The 19,146-nt window shown below is 72.4% G+C and carries 15 protein-coding genes and 1 pseudogene; 14 read left to right on the forward strand and 2 right to left on the reverse strand.

Annotation, left to right across the window (positions count from 1 at the left end; genetic code table 11):
* From ACERM0_RS16540 to ACERM0_RS16555, 4 genes are all read left to right on the forward strand, one after another.
* Nucleotides 1–1,512 carry an aldehyde dehydrogenase (NADP(+)) gene (locus ACERM0_RS16540; protein WP_373679725.1) on the forward strand — a complete coding sequence of 504 codons (1,512 nt, stop codon included), beginning with the start codon at nt 1–3 and terminating at the stop codon, nt 1,510–1,512.
* Nucleotides 1,513–1,562: 50 nt separating this feature from the next.
* Nucleotides 1,563–2,666 carry a glycerate kinase gene (locus tag ACERM0_RS16545; protein WP_373679726.1) on the forward strand — a complete coding sequence of 368 codons (1,104 nt, stop codon included), beginning with the start codon at nt 1,563–1,565 and terminating at the stop codon, nt 2,664–2,666.
* 411 nt (nt 2,667–3,077) lie between these two features.
* Nucleotides 3,078–5,918, forward strand: coding sequence for a M36 family metallopeptidase (locus ACERM0_RS16550; RefSeq protein ID WP_373679727.1), 2,841 nt, complete (start codon nt 3,078–3,080; stop codon nt 5,916–5,918).
* Between the two features lie 92 nt (nt 5,919–6,010).
* Complete coding sequence (locus tag ACERM0_RS16555) at nt 6,011–6,604, forward strand: hypothetical protein (protein ID WP_373679728.1); 594 nt, start codon at nt 6,011–6,013, stop codon at nt 6,602–6,604.
* A gap of 440 nt (nt 6,605–7,044) precedes the next feature.
* Here ACERM0_RS16555 and ACERM0_RS16560 read toward each other — a convergent pair whose 3' ends face one another.
* Complete coding sequence (locus tag ACERM0_RS16560) at nt 7,045–7,440, reverse strand: hypothetical protein (RefSeq protein ID WP_373679729.1); 396 nt, start codon at nt 7,438–7,440, stop codon at nt 7,045–7,047.
* 219 nt (nt 7,441–7,659) lie between these two features.
* Between ACERM0_RS16560 and ACERM0_RS16565 the strand changes: the two genes are divergently transcribed.
* The 3 genes and pseudogenes from ACERM0_RS16565 (at nt 7,660) to ACERM0_RS16575 (ending at nt 8,948) form a co-directional block, all read left to right on the forward strand.
* Nucleotides 7,660–8,202 (forward strand): GNAT family N-acetyltransferase, encoded by a 543-nt coding sequence (locus ACERM0_RS16565; RefSeq protein WP_373679730.1) that lies wholly within the window; start codon nt 7,660–7,662, stop codon nt 8,200–8,202.
* A gap of 291 nt (nt 8,203–8,493) precedes the next feature.
* Nucleotides 8,494–8,577 (forward strand): annotated as a pseudogene (locus ACERM0_RS16570) (hypothetical protein); the annotation flags it as partial.
* Between the two features lie 68 nt (nt 8,578–8,645).
* Nucleotides 8,646–8,948, forward strand: a complete 303-nt coding sequence (locus ACERM0_RS16575) for a hypothetical protein (RefSeq protein WP_373679958.1) — start codon at nt 8,646–8,648, stop codon at nt 8,946–8,948.
* A gap of 123 nt (nt 8,949–9,071) precedes the next feature.
* Here the strand turns inward: ACERM0_RS16575 and ACERM0_RS16580 are convergent, their stop codons facing one another.
* Nucleotides 9,072–10,505 carry an extracellular solute-binding protein gene (locus tag ACERM0_RS16580; protein WP_373679731.1) on the reverse strand — a complete coding sequence of 478 codons (1,434 nt, stop codon included), beginning with the start codon at nt 10,503–10,505 and terminating at the stop codon, nt 9,072–9,074.
* Nucleotides 10,506–10,723: 218 nt separating this feature from the next.
* Here ACERM0_RS16580 and ACERM0_RS16585 point away from each other — a divergent pair, with 218 nt between their 5' ends.
* From ACERM0_RS16585 to ACERM0_RS16615, 7 genes are all read left to right on the forward strand, one after another.
* Nucleotides 10,724–12,079 carry a trehalase family glycosidase gene (locus tag ACERM0_RS16585; RefSeq protein WP_373679732.1) on the forward strand — a complete coding sequence of 452 codons (1,356 nt, stop codon included), beginning with the start codon at nt 10,724–10,726 and terminating at the stop codon, nt 12,077–12,079.
* A gap of 61 nt (nt 12,080–12,140) precedes the next feature.
* Nucleotides 12,141–13,559: an ABC transporter substrate-binding protein gene (locus ACERM0_RS16590; RefSeq protein ID WP_373679733.1), complete on the forward strand. Its 1,419-nt coding sequence runs from the start codon at nt 12,141–12,143 to the stop codon at nt 13,557–13,559.
* Between the two features lie 123 nt (nt 13,560–13,682).
* The gene (locus ACERM0_RS16595) at nt 13,683–14,624 is read left to right on the forward strand and encodes a carbohydrate ABC transporter permease (protein ID WP_373679734.1); all 942 of its coding nucleotides are present in this window, start codon (nt 13,683–13,685) and stop codon (nt 14,622–14,624) included.
* The gene (locus ACERM0_RS16600) at nt 14,621–15,511 is read left to right on the forward strand and encodes a carbohydrate ABC transporter permease (RefSeq protein WP_373679735.1); all 891 of its coding nucleotides are present in this window, start codon (nt 14,621–14,623) and stop codon (nt 15,509–15,511) included. Before ACERM0_RS16595 ends, ACERM0_RS16600 begins: the two co-directional genes overlap by 4 nt.
* Nucleotides 15,512–15,522: 11 nt before the next feature.
* Nucleotides 15,523–16,635: an ABC transporter ATP-binding protein gene (locus ACERM0_RS16605; protein WP_373679736.1), complete on the forward strand. Its 1,113-nt coding sequence runs from the start codon at nt 15,523–15,525 to the stop codon at nt 16,633–16,635.
* Nucleotides 16,632–17,783 carry a hypothetical protein gene (locus ACERM0_RS16610; RefSeq protein WP_373679737.1) on the forward strand — a complete coding sequence of 384 codons (1,152 nt, stop codon included), beginning with the start codon at nt 16,632–16,634 and terminating at the stop codon, nt 17,781–17,783. The genes ACERM0_RS16605 and ACERM0_RS16610 overlap by 4 nt, the downstream gene beginning before the upstream one ends.
* Entirely contained in the window at nt 17,780–19,135 is a 1,356-nt protein-coding gene (locus tag ACERM0_RS16615; RefSeq protein WP_373679738.1) for a glycoside hydrolase family 36 protein, read from the forward strand. The genes ACERM0_RS16610 and ACERM0_RS16615 overlap by 4 nt, the downstream gene beginning before the upstream one ends.
* The last annotated feature ends 11 nt before the right edge of the window (nt 19,136–19,146 follow it).

A 19,146-nucleotide genomic window follows, 5' to 3' on the forward strand; every position in this document is an offset into this window, starting at 1 on the left:
ATGACCTCGACCGAGATCCCCGCGGTGGTCACCGGGGACGCCGGCATCGCGCTGGCCGACGTCACCGCCGCCGCCCGGACGGCGGCCGGCTGGCTCGCGGAGACCAGCCTCGACGCGCGTGCGGAGCTGCTGGAGGCGGTCGCCGACGCGCTCGACGCCCACGTCGACGAGCTGGTCGCGATCGCCGACCGCGAGACCGCCCTGGGCACGACCCGCCTGACCGGGGAGGTGGCCCGCACGACCGGGCAGCTGCGGCTGTTCGCGTCCGCCGTGCGCGAGGGCAGCCACCTCGAGGTCACGATCGACCACGCCGACCCCGACGCCACGCCGCCGCGGCCGGACCTGCGCCGGATGCTGGTCCCGCTCGGACCCGTGGCCGTGTTCACCGCCTCCAACTTCCCGTTCGCCTTCAGCGTCGCCGGCGGCGACACCGCTTCCGCGCTGGCCGCCGGCTGTCCCGTCGTGGTCAAGGCCCACTCCGGCCACGCCGAGCTCTCGCGCCGCACGGCCGGGGTCGTGGCGGACGCGCTGCGCGCCGCCGGCGCACCCGCGGGGGTCTTCGCGCACGTCGAGGGCCGCGAGACCGGCGTGGCGCTGGTCCAGGACCCGGCGATCCGGGCGGTCGGCTTCACCGGGTCGCTGGGCGGCGGCCGGGCGCTGTTCGACCTGGCCGCAGGTCGCCCCGACCCGATCCCGTTCTACGGCGAGCTCGGCAGCATCAACCCGGTCGTGGTGACCCGCGCGGCCGCCACGGCCCGCGGGCGGCAGCTGGCGGCCGGACTGACCGGCTCCTTCACGATGGGGGTCGGCCAGTTCTGTACGAAGCCCGGCGTGCTGCTCGTCCCGGCCGACGTCGGCTTCGAGGACGCCGTCGTGGCGGCCGTGACCGACGCGGGCGGGCGACCGCAGCGGATGCTGACGACCCGGATCGCCGAGCAGTTCCGCGACGGCACGGCCGCGCTGGCCGACTCGGCGGCGGTCCAGACCCTGGTCGGCCCGGGCGAGACCGTCGAGGGCGCCGCCACGCCGCAGGTCTTCGCGACCGACGTCGCGGCCCTGCTCGCCGACACCGACCACCTGCTGGAGGAGCGTTTCGGCCCCGCCTGCCTGCTGGTGCGCTACCTCGACGAGGAGGAACTGCACGCGGCCATCGAGGTGCTGCCGGGCAGCCTGACCGCCACCATCCACGCGGAGCCCGACGAGGACGTCGCCGACCTGGCGCGTCGTCTGCGCGAGCTCGCTGGGCGGGTGCTGTTCGGCGGCTGGCCGACCGGCGTCGCCGTCACCTGGTCGCAGCACCACGGCGGTCCGTGGCCGGCCACCACCGCGCCGCTGCACACGTCGGTCGGCGTCTCCGCGATCCGTCGCTTCCTGCGACCGGTCACGTACCAGGACGCCCCTGCGTCGGCGCTGCCGGCCGCGCTGCAGGAGGCCAACCCGCTGGGGGTTCCACGTCGCGTGGACGGGCACCTCGAGGTACCCGGCGCCGGCGGTCCGTCGGACGCGACCTAGGCTGCGCCGCACCCCACCGGTGGGGCGTCGCGAACAGCAACGAGGTGGTCGTGCGGGTCCTCATCGCGCCCGATTCGTTCAAGGGCACGCTGACGGCGACCGAGGCCGCCGTCGCGATCGCGGACGGGTGGCGCGGCGCACGGCCGGACGACGTCGTGGAGCGGTGCCCGCTGTCGGACGGTGGTGACGGCCTGCTCGAGGTGGTGGCCGCCGGCGGTGGGTGGACGTGGCACTCGGCCGAGGTCGAGGACCCGCTGCGGCGGGCCTGTCGGGCCCGGTGGCTGCGCCGCGAGCGCCGCGCGGTCGTGGAGTCGGCTGCCGCCTGCGGCCTGCACCTGCTGACCGAGGCGGAACGGGCGCCGCGGCGGCTGTCGACGTTCGGCGTCGGCCAACTGCTCGACGCCGCGGTCGACGGTCGCGTCGAGCAGGTCTTCGTCGGCCTCGGTGGGTCGGCCACCTCCGATGGCGGTCTCGGCCTGCTCGCCGCGCTGGGTGTCGACCTGCGCGACGCCGCCGGGACGGCGGTGGGCGCCGCCGGGGCGCCGGACCTCGACCGGGTCGACCGCGCCCTGCCCGGCCCCGCGGCGAGGTGGCGGGCCGTCGACCTGGTCGTGGTCAGCGACGTCACGACCACGCTCCCCGACGCCGCGCGCGTCTTCGGGCCGCAGAAGGGCGCCTCGCCGCAGGACGTGGAGGTGCTCACGCGCGGACTCGGACGGTTGGCGGACGCGGTCGAGCGCGGGTTCGCGCTGCCCGGGCTCCGAGACCAACCGGGCACCGGCGCCGCTGGTGGCCTGGGGTTCGCCTTGGCCGCCCTCGGCGCTCGGGTCGTCGACGGCGCCCGCCACGTCGCCGAAGTGGTCGGGCTCGCCGAGCGCGTGGCCTCGGCCGACCTCGTGGTGGTCGGTGAGGGGCAGCTGGACGCGACCTCACTGCAGGGCAAGGTCGTCGGCGCGACCGCCGCGCTCGCCCGCGAGCACGGCGTGCCGGTGGCGGCGGTGGTCGGGCGGGCCGTCGACCGGCCGGCCTCGCTGGTCGCCGTCGAGGAGGCGTCGCCGGCGGGCCCGGGCCCGGAGCCGGGGGCGGACGTCCGTCGGGCCGCGGGCCGGTTGGCCGCCACACTGACGAGGGCCGGCGGTTCGGGACCGGAGTGATCATTTCGGACTGGACCAAACGGATCTGACCGAGTAAGGCGGGGTGGCCGAGCGGTCCATGGCCTGTTCTGGTCACTCTCCGTGGCTGCACCTGCGCACATCGGGCTTGACGCGCTAGTGCGAGTCGGCATACGACTATGGCGGCTGGACCGAACGTTCGGGCGCTCCAGCTGCCGCATGACACGGCCCTGTCGGAGGGTCGCGCGTGTCGGCGGTCGGTGAACCGGGGGGTGAACGCCGGCCGAGGGGAGGAGACTGGGAGCGCGGGGCACCGGCTGCCGCACCAGGGGCGCGCTGGGAGCGCATCGATCACCGCGGGGGAGTGGCGGTGAACGATGCCGGCGTCCCCTGGGACGGCTGCCGGCGTCCCCGGCCCTGGCCTGCCCATGCCCGAGACTGGGAGCAGGTCAGATGGAACGAACGCATTCGCGCCTCGCGGCGGTGACGGTCACCGCCGCGATGGTCGCCCTTCTGGTGCCGGTGGCATCGGGAACGGAGGCGGCGGCGCAGTCCACGGTGCCGGCATCGGGGTTCCTCACGGGCCCCAACGACGGGGCACCCGAGGACATCGCCACGAGCTACTTCCGCGAGGAGGCGGCCACCTACGGACTGTCCAGCAGCGACGTCGCCGACCTGGCGGTGCGCTCGAGCTACGTCAGTCGTCACAACGGCGTCACGCACGTCAACCTCAACCAGCGGTACGAGGGACTCGAGGTCTTCGGTGCCGACACGACGGTCAACATCGCGGCCGACGGCAGCGTCGTGTTCGTGGGTGGTGCGTCGGTCAGCGGGCTCGCCGCGGCGCCGACGGACGCGGATCTGACCGCGGCCGACGCGGTCGAGGCCGCCGCCGAGGCCCTGGACCTCGACGAACCCGAGGACCTGCGCACGCTGCGGCGCCGGACCGGGCCGGCCCGGGAGACGGTGCTGAGCGACGGCGGCATCTCCGACGAGCCGATCCCGGCCCGCCTCGGGTGGCAGCCCACCGACAAGGGCCTGCGGCTCGCCTGGCAACTGGTCATCGACGACGCCTCGGACGTCCACCTGTGGAACGCCACGGTGGACGCGAAGACCGGTGAACTGCTCGACGTCGACGACTGGACCTCGCACGACCACGAGGACGACCTGACCGCGACGCTCTCGCGCGCAGGTGGGCCGTCGTCGTCGGCCTCGTCCGCACTGGCCGCGCTCGCGCCGCCGAGCCGTGTCGAGGACGGGTCGAGCTACCGGGTCTTCGCCTTCCCGGCGGAAACGCCCAACGACGCCCCCACGACCCTGGTGACCGAACCGGCCGACGCCGAGGCGTCGCCGTTCGGCTGGCACGACACCGACGGTGCGCACGGGGCGGAGCACACGACCACGCGTGGCAACAACGTGCACGCGTACTTCGACCAGGACGCCAACAACCAGCCCGACCCCGGGTTCGACCTGGACGGCGGGGCCGGCCTGACCTTCGACCACGAGCCCGACCTGCACGAGCACGCACAGAACTACCGTGAGAGCGCGCTCACCAACCTGTTCTACTGGAACAACCTGTTCCACGACCTCGCGTGGCGCTACGGCTTCGACGAGGCGTCGGGCAACTTCCAGCAGAACAAGTACGGCGCGACGCAGGCCAACGGCAACCCCGTCCCCGGTGGCGACCACGTCCGCGCCGAGGCCGCTGACGGCGGTGGCACCAACAACGCGAACTTCTCCACGCCGGCCAACTACGGCGGCACGCCGCGCATGCAGATGTTCCTGTGGCCGGGCAACCAGTTCGGTTCCCAGAATCAGATCATCGTGGACGGCGTCGGCGAGTTCGGCGCCGGCTGGGCGCGGTTCGCACCGGCCCCGACCGCCGCGGGCCTGTCCGACCGGGAGATCGTCTACGCCGGCACCGGCTGCAGCGCGGGGCTGTACCCGACCGAGCTACCCGCCGGACCGTGGATGGCGATCGTCGACGGTGGCACGACGGGTGGGCTGTGCACCAACCCGATCCGTGCGCAGGTGGCCCAGTCCCTGGGCGCCGACGCGCTGGTCGTCGCCCACAACACCACGGCGGCGGCGCCCATCCTGACCGGGGCCATCACCCTGCCGCGGGTCGAGATCCCGGTCGTCAGCATCACGCAGGCGGACGGGAACACCATCAAGGCCGCCGTCGCCGACGGGTCGACCACGGGCGCGGTGCGCAAGCACCCCGACCACCCCGGCATCCGCGACGGTGACCTCGAGGCCGGCATCATCATCCACGAGTACGGCCACGGCGTGTCGAACCGGCTCACCGGTGGTCCCGGGATCAACTGCCTGTCGGGCAACGAGCAGGCCGGTGAGGGCTGGAGCGACTACCTCGCGATCGCCCTGCTGATCGACCCCGAACTCGACGACCCCGAGGGGCCGCGTGGCATGGGCCCCTACGCCCTGTTCCAGGACTCGCGTGAGGGCAACGGCATCCGCCCGCGCCCGTACTCGCGCAACTGGGACATCCAGCCCTTCAGCTACGACAGCATCAAGACCGGCGGGTGGCTGAACGGCACCTCGCTGGCGCTGCCGCACGGCCTCGGGCACGGCTGGGCCGCGGTGCTGTGGGACATGACCTGGGATCTCATCGACAAGCACGGGTTCAACCCCAACGTCTACGAGGACTGGAGCACCGGCGGGAACAACCTCGCCTACCAGCTCGTCATGGACGGGATGAAGTTCCAGGGCTGCGGCCCCGGTCTGGTGGTGGCCCGCGACGCGATCATCGCCGCGGACGCCGCCCTCACCGGTGGTGACAACGCCTGCACCCTGTGGGCGTCGTTCGCCCGTCGCGGTCTGGGCTACAGCGCCGTGCAGGGCACGACCAACCGCAACGACAACGACGAGGCGTTCGACACCCATCCGGCGTGTCAGAACGGCTTCCAGTCACCGGTCCGTGCCGGTGCCGGTCAGCTCAACACGGTCGGCGCCGGCTCGACCGTGCCGATGCGGTTCGACCTCGGCGCCAACCGTGGCAAGGACGTCCTCGCCACCAACTCCCCGTACTCCCGGCAGGTCGACTGCGACACGCTCGCCGTCGTGAGCCAGGACCCGAACTTCACCACCCCACGTGCCGCGCCAGTCGCGGCCGACAGCCCCGGCAACGCGAGTCTGTCGGTCACCAACCGCGGGATCTACTCCTTCAACTGGAAGACCGCCGAGGGTTGGGTCGACACCTGTCGTGAGTTCGTGCTGACGCGGGACGACGGCCAGCAGCACCGGGCCTTCTTCCGGTTCGTCGAGGCGGACTGACGCCACCTGGCGCAGGCCGCTGGCCTGCCTATCCTGACGCGGGGTGGGGACCGACATGGTCTCCACCCCGCGCCACCCGTCACGAGGCAGGCATGCGGTACCCCGACGCTCGGCCCACCGCCCGGCCCACCCGACCGCGGCGTCACGTCATGGCGCTGGCGGCAGTCGTGATGCTGGGGCTGGCCGTGACGGCGTGCGGCGGGGACGCGGGAACGGATGCGCCGGCCCCCGGGGCCGACGAACCGTCTCCGGACGATCCCGCGGCGCTGCCGGAGGACCAGACGTCGGGCGACGACGTTCCCGCGTCGGGCGAGGACGAGCCCGCGTCGGGCGACGGGCCGGCACCCACCGTCGACGACGGCGACCCGGCCAGCGACCTGCCCGAGGGGGCGACGCTGGTGACCGAGGACGACGACGGTCGCACCATCCCGCTGACCGTCGGGGACCTGCTGGTCGTGCGGTTGTCCAGCGCGTGGTCCTGGGACCAGGCCGGCGCCACCGGCGCGCTGGAGATCACGCCCGTCGACCACTTCGCCGACCCCGGCTACGCCGAGTGGCACGTCACCGCCGGCGCGGCCGGTCCGGCCGAGCTGGCCTTCGACGGCAGCCCGAACTGCGCCGACGAGCAGGCATGCCCACCCCGCACCGTCACCGTGTCCCTGGACGTGCTCGAGGCGAGCGCGTAGGCGGCCCCAGCGCCGGATGAATTCGGCAGCGGCTGTTGCTGGATAGCCCATCAGCACGGCGGCTGGCGGTGACCTCCGCGTCGCCAGGCATCCGGCACCTACGGCGGTTTCCGACGTGCTGACCTCCGGGGCGGACCGCGCGCCCGCCCACTCCCTGAGCATGGCCAGGTTTCCGGCGCTCCGGCGGTTGGACCGGGCCGCGCGCCCGCCCACTCCCTGAGCATGGCCAGGTTTCCGGCGTTCCGGCGGTTGGGCCGGCCGAGCTCCCGACCCACTCCCTGAGCATGGCCAGGTTTCCAGCGTGCCGACGTCCGGGGCGGACCGCGCGCCCATGCGATGGTCGACCAGGAGAACCCGCCCGTAGGGGGCCAACCAGCCGACTCGACGAGGGTGACGATGTGGGGTGGCGGTTACCGCGGTCGGGTGCGTGTTCACCTCGGTCAGGAGCCGCTGGCGACGACCGATCGCTCCAGCACGGCGATGAGCTCGTCATGGTCGGTGGGGGTGATCAGCTCGTCGAGGTCCACCGGCCGATCATCGAGACGTAGCCGCAGCAGCCCGAGGCCGATCGCTTCCTCTGCGGCCGCGATCAGCAGCTCCGCATCGAGAAGGCGGGGCTCGCGCATCCGGAACCCGTCGCTGTGGCGGACCGCATCCGCAGGCTGTACGAGACCGCAGAACACCGGACCGGGACCGGCGTTGTAAGCCGCCACCTCGCCGTGGATACGGGTACGGACCACGTCTCGGACGCTCACCTCGTCAGGCAGGTCGGCGACCCGGGCACCACCGAGCACGTGCCCTGCCCGGCTCTGGTCTCGCATCATGATCTCGGCCATGGGCACCAGCGTAGGTCGTCGCCGCTCCACACCGGCTCGTAGGGGCGGAGGTCGAATCCGGGCGGCAGGTGACCCGGTAAGAAGCGCCCGGATCCACTTGGTCGCCCGCGGCGGTTATCGCCCGGTTGGCGATTGACCGGTGCGTTCTCCGATGCGTCGTGTGCTCGAGTCTTCGCGTCCGGCATGATGGAGGGCCGACATCGGATGACGAGAGCGGCTGTGGCAGACGCCGAGTGGCCCGAGGTGTTGCTGACGGAGCGCACTCGGCTTCGCCCGGTTCGGGTGGACGACGCTCCAGCCGTGTTCGCGTCGTACGCCGCGGATGAGCGTGTCACCCGATTCTTGACCTGGGCGCCGAACAAGACCGTCGACGACGTGCGCGCCTTCCTCGCGCGTCTGATGGAAGACATCTTGCGCGGGAGACAGTTCGCTTGGGCCATCCAGAGCCGAGGTGACGAGCGGCTCATCGGGATGGTGAACGCGCGCGTGCAGGCCCACATGGTCGAACTGGCCTACGTGCTGGCCTACGACCGGTGGGGGCAGGGCTTGATGTCGGAGGCGGTGGCCGCTGTCGTGGAGGCGGCACAGCGCAAGCCCCAGGTGTTTCGGATCTGGGGGTACCACGATGTCGACAACCCGGCATCGGGCCGCGTGATGCAGAAGGCCGGGCTCGAGCACGAAGGTCGCCTTCGGCGCTGGGCGTTGCACCCGAACGTCTCGCGCACGCCCCGCGACGTCGAGGTCTACTGCTGGGTGCGGTAGCACTTCAGCGCCGCCCGCCATGCTCAGCGCCGGCAGGAGCGGAGCAGCCGGTGCTGTCGTGGCCGCGGTAGCGTCGGGCCGAGCAGCAGACGTGGGGGCCGCGTGCACCTTGATCCAGACATCCGAGCCTTCTACGAACGTGGGGCGGAGGCCGACCGATTACGTGGAGGGTTCCCGTCGGGTCCGTTGGAACTCGAGCGGACGAAAGAGCTCATCGATCGCTCCCTGCCCGACGGCAGCCTGCAGATCTTGGGCGTCGGTGGTGGCCCTGGGGTGTATGCCTCGTGGCTGATGGATGGCGGCCACGCGGTCTGCTTGGTGGACCCTGTTCCGTTGCACGTCGAGCAAGCGGCCGCGGCTGGCGTGGATACGGCACTCGGTGATGCTCGTCGTCTGACTCAGCCGGACGCCTCGGTCGACGTGGTGCTGATGCTCGGTAGCCCATGGTTGCGGAAGCGGTCGCAAACGGCGCGTTCCGGGGCGGGGCAACGGTGTTCACCAACGCCTACTTCCACCTCCCGAGCGAGCTCGCCAGCGAGGTCGAAGCCGCCGGCTTCCAGGAGGCAGAGGTCTTCAGCATCGAGGGCCCAGGTTTCCTGGTCCACAACTTCGAGGAGCGCTGGGCAGACCCGGCGCGCCGCGAGACCCTGCTGGCCACCGCCCGTCTCGTGGAGACGGAACCAGAGATGCTGGCCGCGGCCAGCCACCTGCTGACCGTTGCGAGGAAGCCTGAGACGATTCGCTGATCGCGCGGCAAGCGCTACCTGCCGGTCGTGTCGGATGCCTCCCGACGTTTTGCGCTCACCCGTTGAGCCCGCACCCCTTCTGCGCACCACTCGGGCCTGTCTCCACGACACCCGCTGCCGAACTCAGCGCCCGACCAACGGCAGACCCGTGATGGCCTCGATCATCTCGCTGGCGCGGGTGGCAGCGGCCGCCGGCGTGAGCCGGCCGGTCAGAACCGCCTCGCACATCGCCTGCAGTTGCACCGACACGCGCACGTACGCCGCCGTCTGTGGTCGCACGGCGGCCTGGTCGACCAGCGACGACGTCAGCGCCAGCAGCGGCGAGTCCCCGGTCGTGCGCTGCACGGCCGACCGGCGCGGCGGAATGCGTCCCGTGTGGCGCGCCATGCGCACCACACGGTCGGTGTCGACGAGGTGCTCGAGTGCGCGCATGGCCAGCTTCGGATTGGCCGCCTGCCGCAGGATCACGTACGTCATGCTGCCCAGGACGCACGCCGGCGCCCCGCGCGGTCCCGCCGGCACCGCCACGAAGCCGACGTGGTCCCACAGCCGGTCCACGGGGACGTTCATCGAGTCGGCGATGGTCCCGGCCTCGTAGCTGCCGCCGAAGCTGAACGCCGCCGCACCCTCGGCGAGCAGTCGGGCGGGACGGTCCCACGGCCACCGGACCGCGTCCCGCGAGAGCAGCCCCCCGGTCACCAGCGACTGCAGGAAGGTCAGTGCCTCGACGGTGTTGGGCGAGTCCAGCCGGATGCCGTCGTCGCCGAGCACCTCGGCGCCGTTGGCCGCGAGCAGGGCGACGAGGCAGTACGTGGTCGTCTCGTCGGCGCGGGTGCCACCCGGCAGCGCGATCGGGTGGGTGATCCCGAGTGCGGCGGCGTCGCGGGCGGCGGCGGCGAGTTCCTCCCAGGTCGTGGGCGCGGCCCGGCCGAGCCGGTCCAGGACGTCGCGGCGGTACCAGAGTCCGGCGACGTCCGCGTCGGCGCAGACGCCGTAGGGCCGCTGCTCGTGCAGGCCCGCCTTCACGCACGCGTCGAGGAAGTCGCGGTCGTGCTCGTCGTGCATCCAGCCCTGGTCCAACTCGTCGAGCGGGTACAGGAAGCCGGCCGCGGCCAACTCCGCGACCCACACGGCGTCCAGCAGCGCCACGTCGGGAGCCCGGCCCTCGGCCACGGCGCGGGTCAGCGTCGCGTGCAGCGCGGGCCGGGCGACGGTCGCCACGTTGAGCGTGACCTCCGGTGGTGGCGACTCGCGCACGATGCGGTCCCAGGCGCCCTCGGTGAGCAGGACCCGCAGCTCCGGCCCGTCGCTGCGCCGATGCTGCCAATGCGGGTTGACGTACGTGCCGCTGCCGCGCCGGCGCAGGACGACGCCTTCGTCGGCGAGTTCCTTGAGGGCGCGGTTGACCGGGCTACGGCTGATGGCGAAGCGCTCGCACAGGTCGTGCTCGGTGGGCAGCTGGCCGTCGGCGCCGTACGCGCCGTGGAGGATCTCTTCGAGCAGCAGCGTCTTGAGCTGGTAGTAGATCGGTACCGGCTGCGAGGGGTCGATGGTCACGGTCGGTCCTCGTTGACGTCGGCGGCCGGCACCGCGCGCCGTTGCCCCGCCCCGAACCCGGGTTGTACCGGATGCCGCGACGTGACACGCCGGTGGCGCGACATCGGACTTGACGCCACCCGCCGCCCGACTAAGTTTGTCACAAAGACATGACAAAGAGGCAATCGGCGGTGGCGGGGAGGGCGCCACGGCCGGGCCCGGGCGGGAGCATGCACGCGATGACGATGGCGGACGTCGATCTGGCGGCGGCGGCACGACAGGTGCTGGACGCGAACTGGATGGGGCACGCCACGCGTCCGTCACCGCGTCTGTACCCGCACCAGTGGAGCTGGGACTCCGCATTCATGGCGATGGGGCAGGCGACCCACGATCCGGCGCGCGCGCAGCAGGAGCTGCGCAGTCTGTTCGCCGCCCAGTGGAGCAATGGTCTCGTACCCCACATCGTCTTCAGCGAGGGTCAGGGCCGCTACTTCCCGGGGCCGGACTTCTGGCAGAGCCCACGCTGCCCGTACGCGCCGCGCCGGCCGCTGACCTCGGGCATCGTCCAGCCGCCGGTGCACGCGATCTCGGCGTGGCGGGTGTTCCGCCAGCTGCCGGACGCGGACGAGGGGCGCGCCTTCCTCGCCGAGCTGTTGCCGCGGCTGGCGGCCTGGCACGCCTACCTGTACCGCGAGCGGGCCGACGAGCACGGCTTGGTGGAGATCTGGCATCCCTGGGAGTCGGGGATGGACAACTCGCCGCTGTGGGACGAGGCGCTGGCACGCATCGAGCCGGCGCCCGGCGAGGTACCGCCCTACGAGCGGATCGACCTCGACTACGCCGACGTTACCCACCGGCCGACCGACCGCGAGTACGACCGTTACGTCTATCTCGTCGCCCTGATGCGCGAGGCCGCCTACCTCCCCGACCGGATCCGGCCGCGGTTGCCGTTCGCGGTCCAGGACGTGCTGTTCAACGCACTGCTGGTCCGCGCCGACCGTGACCTGGCACACATCGCCCGGGAGGTGGGCGCGGACCCACGCCCGTTCGAGGAGTGGGCAGACTGGACCGCCACGGGCATCGACGCCCGGCTGTGGGACGAGGCACGAGGCCTGTACCTCGACTTCGACGTCCGCGCGGGCCGAGCGATCGACGTGCGCTCGGGAGGTGGGTTCGCGCCGCTGCTGGCCGGCGTACCCGACGAGGTGCGGGCGCGGCGGCTGGTGGAGACGCTGGACCGCTTCGCCGTCGCGCATGACGGCGAGGGTTTGCTCGTGCCGAGCCTCGACCTCGACGACCCGCGCTTCGAACCCGCCCGCTACTGGCGGGGGCCGGTGTGGCCGGTCGTGCAGTGGGTCGTGCAGGCCGGGCTCGAGGAGTACGGCTTCCGAAGCCGGGCGGCGCGCGTCCGGGCCGGGCTGACCGGTCTGGTCGATCGCTCCGGCTTCTGGGAGCACTACGACCCCACCAGCGGTCGGGCCAACGGTGGGGAGCAGTTCGCCTGGACGGCGGCGATCGTCCTGGACGTGCTGCAGGCCGGTTCGGGGGACCGGCCGGCGGGGGAACCGACGATCCCGGACGGCTCCGGGACCTGACGAAGAACGGCGAACGCGACCGGCGGGCACCCGGCCCGCCACGGAACATCGGGAGAGAACGATGACGCATCTCAGCACCAGCGCGCCCCCGGGCGTGCGCCGATGGCGGGGGCTCGCCGCCGCGCTGGCCGGAGCCCTGCTCCTGGCCGCCTGCGGCGGTGGCTCGACCGCCGACCTCGAGCCCGACGAGCTCGCGGGGGAAGCCGACGCCGACGAGGACGCCGACGAAGGCGACGGGGACGCGACCGCCGGCGCCGGTGGCGACCTCGACCTGACCCTGCTGTCCACCCAGCTGCGGCCGGTCGAGGAGGCCGAGGCCGTCCGCAACGTCGTGCTGGCCGACTTCCCCGGCACGGTGGAGTTCATCGGTGAGGACGACGGCCCGTTCGTGGACCGCATCCTCGCCGAGGCCGAGGCGGGCAGCGGCTCGGTCGACGTCATCGGCGCCCTCCACGGCGACTTCGGCACGTTCGCGGCCGAGGACGTCCTGATGGACCTCTCCGATCTGCTCGAGGAACTGTCGGCCGACCGCGAGTTCCCGGACAGCCTCGTCGAACTGACCCGGTTCGGCACCGACGCCGTCTACTACATCCCCTGGGTGCAGGCCACCTACGCGATGGTCGCCAGCACCGAGGCGATCGAGTACCTGCCCGACGGCGCCGACCTGCAGGCGCTGACGTACGACGAACTGCTGGAATGGGCCCGTGTGCTCGAGGAGGAGACCGGCGCGCCGCAGTTCGGGCTGCCGGCGGGCGAGGACGGGCTGCTGCACCGCTTCTTCCAGGGCTTCCTGTACCCGGCGTTCACGGGTGGGCTGAACACGACGTTCACCAGCGACGCCGCGGTCGAGGGCTGGAGCTGGCTGCAGGACGTCTGGGAGCACACCAACCCGCAGTCCACGACCTACGGCTTCATGCAGGAGCCGCTGCTGTCCGGTGAGGTGATGGTCGCCTGGGACCACACGGCGCGGCTGATCGGCGCGCTCGAGGAGCGGCCGGACGACTTCGTCGCCTTCCCGTCACCCGTTGGGCCCGAGGGGCTCGCCTTCATGCCCGTCGTCGGTGGACTCGGCATCCCGGCGACCTCGCCGGATCCCGAGGGGGCCAGGCAGCTGATCGAGTACCTGACCCGGCCCGACGTCGCCGCGCTGACCCTGCGCGAGACGGCGTTCTTCCCCGGCACGGGTGACGAACTGCCCGACGACCTCGAGGGCGGGGTCGGGGCGCTGGCCGAAGTGGTCGCGGCCCAACAGGACAGCCCGGATGCGCTGCCCTCGCTGCTGCCGATCGGCCTCGGCGACCAGGGCGGCGCCTACAACAAGGTCTTCCAGGACAGCTTCCGCGCGATCATCCTGCAGGGCAGCGACCCCGCCGGCGTGCTCGAGTCGGAAGCCGCCAACCTGCAGTCCGTCCTGGACGCCGCGGGCGCGGCGTGCTGGGAGCCGGATCCCGACACGGGCGACGTCTGCCAGGTCGGCTGACCCTTCCCGGGCCGCGGCGCGCGCGCCGCGGCCCGGACCCACGCGTCCCTCGGGCGGGGCCCCTCCGCGCACCTCCCGCCCCGCCCGGGGGGCGCACCACGCCGGAGTCAGGGAGAGCCTGCCGTGGCCGCCACCGACACCCCCGACCGCACCAGGCGACTGGGGCACCTGGGCCTGGCGCCCTACGTGCTGTTGCTGCCGTCCCTCGTGTTCCTCGCCGTCTTCTTCGCGCGTCCGATGGTCGACGCCTTCACGCTCGCCTTCGAGGATCCCTCCGGTGGGTTCGGCCTCGAGCCGATCCGGCAGATGATGGCCGACTCGCGCTTCGGTGAGGCGCTGCGGACGACCTTGATCCTGCTGGTGGCCATCGTGCCGGTGCAGTTCGTGCTGGCGATGTCGATGGCACTGGTCATCAACGCCAAGCTCAAGGGCCAGAGCGTCTGGCTCTACATCTACGCCATCCCCCTGGCCGTCTCCGAGCTGGCGGCCGGCATCATCTGGCTGTCCATCTTCACCCAGCGCGGCTGGCTCAACAGTTGGCTGATCCAGACCGGCCTGCTGGAGCAACCCTTCGACTTCCTCGGCTACCAGAACCGCGGCTGGCTGATCGCCGCGATCGTGCTGGCCGAGGCCTGGCGGGCGACGTCGATCATCATGATCATCCTCGTCGCCGGCCTGCAGTCGATCCCGAGCGACTACCTCGAGGCCGCGGAGATCTACGGCGCGAACCTGTGGAAGCGCATCCGGTACGTGATCCTGCCGATGCTGCGCCCGAGCCTGCAGGTGGCCCTGATCCTGCGCACGGTGCTCGCGCTGCAGGTGTTCGCCATCGTCATCGCCCTGGCGGGCGCGTCCATGACCGTGCTGTCGGCCGAGGCCTACAAGTGGCAGGTGACCTACCGCGGCCCGAACGTCGCCGCCGCCTACGCGGGTCTCATCCTGCTGCTGTCGTCGTCCGCCGCGGCGCTGTTCCTGTGGCTGCTGCCGGCGTCGCCGCGGTCGGGTCGTGGCGCGCTGAACCGCGCCGCCCGGCCCGAACCCGAGCGTGAGGAGGTGTCGAGATGACCGCGACCACCGACCCGGCGCAAGGCGAGGCACGCGCGGACGAGCGGCCGCTGCAGGTCCGTACGCCGCCGCGCAGCCGCCGGCACACCCTCGGTCGTGTCGGTGCCTACGTGGCCGCGACGTTGCTGGCACTGTGGGTGCTGGTGCCGCTCGTGCTCATCACGTTCGTCACGTTCGTCCCGCGCGAACGCGTCCGCGACTTCCCGAAGACGTGGTGGCCGCAGGAGTGGTCCGCGGACACGTTCCTGTTCTTCTGGAATTCGGCCGGGGTGCGGCCCGCCCTGTGGAATTCGATCGTGATCGCGCTGATGACGGTGCTGATGGCGATGGCCATCGGCGCCCCGGCCGGCTACGCCCTCGCCCGCTTCACGTTCCGCGGCGCCAACGCCTACCGGATCACGGTCCTGTCGACGCGGGCCTTCCCGATCGTCATCCTCTCCATCCCCCTGGCGGTGACGTTCCTCATCTGGGGCATCGCCGACACCCGCCTGGCCGTCGCGCTCATGCACACGGCGCTGGCGTTGCCGTTCGTGGTCCTCATCACCAGCAGCATCTTCCTGAGCGTGTCGAAGGACCTCGAGGAGGCCGCCCAGACGCTCGGGTGCACGCCGTTCCAGGCGTTCCTGCGGGTGTCGCTGCCGCTCACGCTGCCGGGCCTGACCGCGGCCGCCATCTTCACGTTCGTGCTGAGCTGGAACGAGGTGTTCGCGGCCTCGATCCTCACGCTGCGCAACCCGACGTTGCCGGCGCTCGTGCTCGACGCCCTGACGGTCTCGCCGCTGCCGTTCCAGTTCGCGGCCGGGTTCTTCCTGATGGCGCCGTCGCTGATCTTCCTGTTCCTGATCCGCAAGTACCTGCTCGGCCTCTGGGGCCGCGTCGAACGCTGAGGAGGCCACCGATGGCCGAGATCCGCATCGAGGGCGTGACCAAGGTCTTCGACAAGAAGACCCGCGCGGTCGACGACGTCGACCTGACCATCGAGGACGGTGAGCTGCTGGTGCTGCTGGGGCCGTCCGGCTGCGGCAAGACCACGCTGCTGCGGATGATCGCCGGGCTCGAGTACCCGACCGCCGGCCAGATCCGCATCGGCGGGCGCGACATCACCGACCTGCCGCCGCGCAAACGCGACCTGGCGATGGTGTTCCAGAGCTACGCCGTGTTCCCGCACCTGACCGTCGCCGGCAACATCGGCTTCGGGCTCAAGATGCGCGGCGAGCCGAAGGCGGAGATCCGCCGCAAGGTCCAGCGTGTCGCGGAACTGGTCGAGCTCGAGGACTACCTCGGCCGGCACCCGGCCCAGCTGTCGGGCGGCCAGCGGCAACGCATCGCGGTCGCACGCGCCGTCGTGATGGAGCCGGCCGTGCTGCTGATGGACGAGCCGCTGTCGAATCTCGACGCACTCCTGCGGCTGAACTTCCGGGCCGAGCTCAAGGAACTGGTGCGTGAGCTGCGGACCACGACGGTCTACGTGACGCACGACCAGGTCGAGGCGCTCAGCCTCGGGGATCGGATCGCCGTCATGCGCAAGGGCCGGGTCATGCAGGTGGACGACCCCACCAGCGTCTACGACCAGCCGGCACACCGCTTCGTCGGCGGCTTCATGGGCAACCCGCCCATGAACTTCCTGCAGGCACGCTGCGAGCAGGAGGACGGCGACCGCGTGGCCCGCGTCGGCGACCACGCCATCGCGCTGCCCGACCACGTGGCGGCCGCCGGTGGTGAACAGGTGCTGATCGGCGTGCGGGCGGAGAACCTCACCATCGCCGACGGGCCCGGACACAACGCCTTCGCCATGCAGACGGCCGTCGTCGAGCCGCTCGGGTCGCACGCGCTGGTCACCGGCCGGGTCGGGGACGAGATCTGCAAGCTGCAGGCACCGATGGACTTCTTCGTCGAACCGGGCACCCGCCTGTGGGTGCAGGCACAGGAGGGCAAGCTGCGCTGGTTCGACCCGGAGAGCGGGCTGCGGCTGGACCCACTGCCCGACGCGAGCCCGGCGGCGACCGCGTGACCACGACGTCGGAGATCCCCCTGACCGCCGACGGCGCCCGCAGCCTGCTCGAGCGCAACTGGCGAGCGGACGGCTACACCAGCCCCAACCTGGAGACCTATCCCTGGCAGTGGTTGTGGGACTCGTGCTTCCACGCGATCGTCTGGGCCCGCCTCGGCGACCCCCGCGCCTCGACCGAGCTGCGCAGCGTCTTCCTGCACCAGCGTGCCAACGGCTTCGTCCCCCACGTCGGCTACCAGCACGATCCGGCTGCCGCGCGCGAACTGTGGGGCATCGACGGGTCCTCGACGATCACCCAACCGCCGATGTACGCCCACGCCGCCCGGCGCCTGCAGGCCGAGGGTGTCGAGGTGCCCGACGACCTGCTGCGCCGCATCGAGGACGCGCTGCAACACCTGTGGGACGTGCGGCGGGCCGGCAACGGCCTGCTGTCCTGCTACCACCCGTGGGAGGCCGGCACCGACGACTCGCCGCGCTGGGACGCCTGGACCGAGCCGCCGTTCGACCGGTTCGGGCGGTGGAAGCGGCGGAAGCGGGAACTGGTCGACGCGCTGGTGCTCGACGAGCACCGGGCGGCGGTCGACTCCCGCGCCTTCGTCGTGCAATCGGCCTCGTTCAACGCCATCACGGCGTTCAACGCCTTCGAGTTCGCCGCGCTGACCGGCAGCGACCTCTGGCGTGCCCGGGCAGCGACGCTGCGTGACGCGCTCGAGGCACGCTGGGACCCGCGCCTGGCGACGTGGACCGACGCCGCGCCGGTCGAGCACGCCAGCGGGGCGGTGCGCACGCTCGAGGCGCTGTTGGGGGTCCTCGTGACCCGCGACCGCGGCCGTGCCGGCACGGTCTTCTCGCAGCTGTTCGACCCGCAGGCCCACGGCGCCGCCTACGGGCCGCGTGGACTGCACCGCGACGAACCGGCCTACGACCCCGACGCCTACTGGCGCGGCGCCAACTGGCCCCAGCTCGTCTACCTGTTCTGGGTCGCCGCCGAGCGGCAGCAGCGACCCGACGTCGCCGCCCGACTGGCGGCTCTGCTGCGCGAGGGCGCCCGTGCCAGCGGCCATGCGGAGTACTGGAACCCCGACACCGGCGCGGGTCGAGGCGCCGCTCCGCAGTCGTGGACGGCCCTGTGGCTGGTCACCCCATGACCTTCCACGACGTCGACGAGGTGGTCGTCGACCCGCAACGCGGCCGCGTGCACGAACACGGCTGGCAGTCGTGGAGCCCGGTCGGCACCCACCCGCTGCACGTCACCACGCCGCGGCCGGAGACGGACGTCCTGCACACGATGCGGTTCCGGCCGGAGACCCCGGCCCCGGCCGCCGGCGCCCAGGGCGAGGGGCTGCTGGTCGTCGACCCCGGCACCGGCGCGCCGGTTCGGCTGTACGCCACGGTGGACGCCTCCGAGACCGTCGCATCGATCCGGACGCGGCTGGTGGGCGACCGGCTGGTCGTGTCCGCCGACGGGCCGGTCGTACGCGACCAGATCGAGGCCGACCTGCAGACGGCGCTGGCCACCTTCGGCGACCGCTTCGCGGCCGCCAACGACCTGCCGGCGCCGCGTGCGGCGCCGACCGTCTGGTGCTCCTGGTACCACTACTTCCTCGACGTCACCGAGGCCGACCTGGCGGAGAACCTGGCCGGCATCGTGGACCACCGCCTGCCCGTCGACGTGGTGCAGCTCGACGACGGCTGGCAGGCGCGCGTCGGGGACTGGCGGCGTCAATCCGACCGGTTCCACTCGGTCGCGGCCGTCGCCGACCGCATCCGCGACGCCGGCCTGCGCGCCGGTATCTGGGTCGCGCCGTTCACCGCCGTCGCCGACAGCGAACTCGTCCGCGCCAACCCCGGCTGGCTGGTCGACGCCGACGCCGGCCACAACTGGGACCAGCCCCTGCGCGCGCTCGACCTGACGCACCCGGGCGTGCAACAGGAACTCGACGACGTCTTCGGCCGGCTGCGGGAGTGGGGCTTCGACTACGTGAAGCTCGACTTCCTCTACACCGGGGCCGTGCCCGGCGCCCGTCACGACGACGTGACCGGCATCGCGGCCTACCGCGACGGCCTGCAGCGCATCCGGGCGGCCGTCGGCGAGGACACCTACCTGTTGGCCTGCGGCGCGCCGGTCCTGCCGAGTGCCGGGCTGGTCGACGCCATGCGCGTCTCGCCCGACACCTACCACCCGGCGGTCGGGACCGACGCCGTCCAGCACCTGCGCAGCGTGCCCAACACGGTCGCCCGCGCCTGGCAGCACGGGCGCTTCTGGGTCAACGACCCCGACTGTCTCGTGCTGCGCCCGTCGGCGCCCTGGCGTGAGGAGTGGGCCGAGGTCGTCGCCCGCCACGGCGGGCTGCGCGGGTTCTCGGACCGTGTCGCGGACCTGGACGACTGGGGGCTGCGGACCGCCCACCGGCTGCTGGGCGAACCGCCCTTGCCCGTTCCCTTCGACGCCGTCGCCGACGCCGCGCCGAAGGCGTCCCCGCTCCCGCCCGGTCCGTGAGGCCCATCCCA

The sequence above is a fragment of the Egicoccus sp. AB-alg2 genome, from assembly GCF_041821065.1.
Classification (GTDB): Bacteria; Actinomycetota; Nitriliruptoria; order Nitriliruptorales; family Nitriliruptoraceae; genus Egicoccus.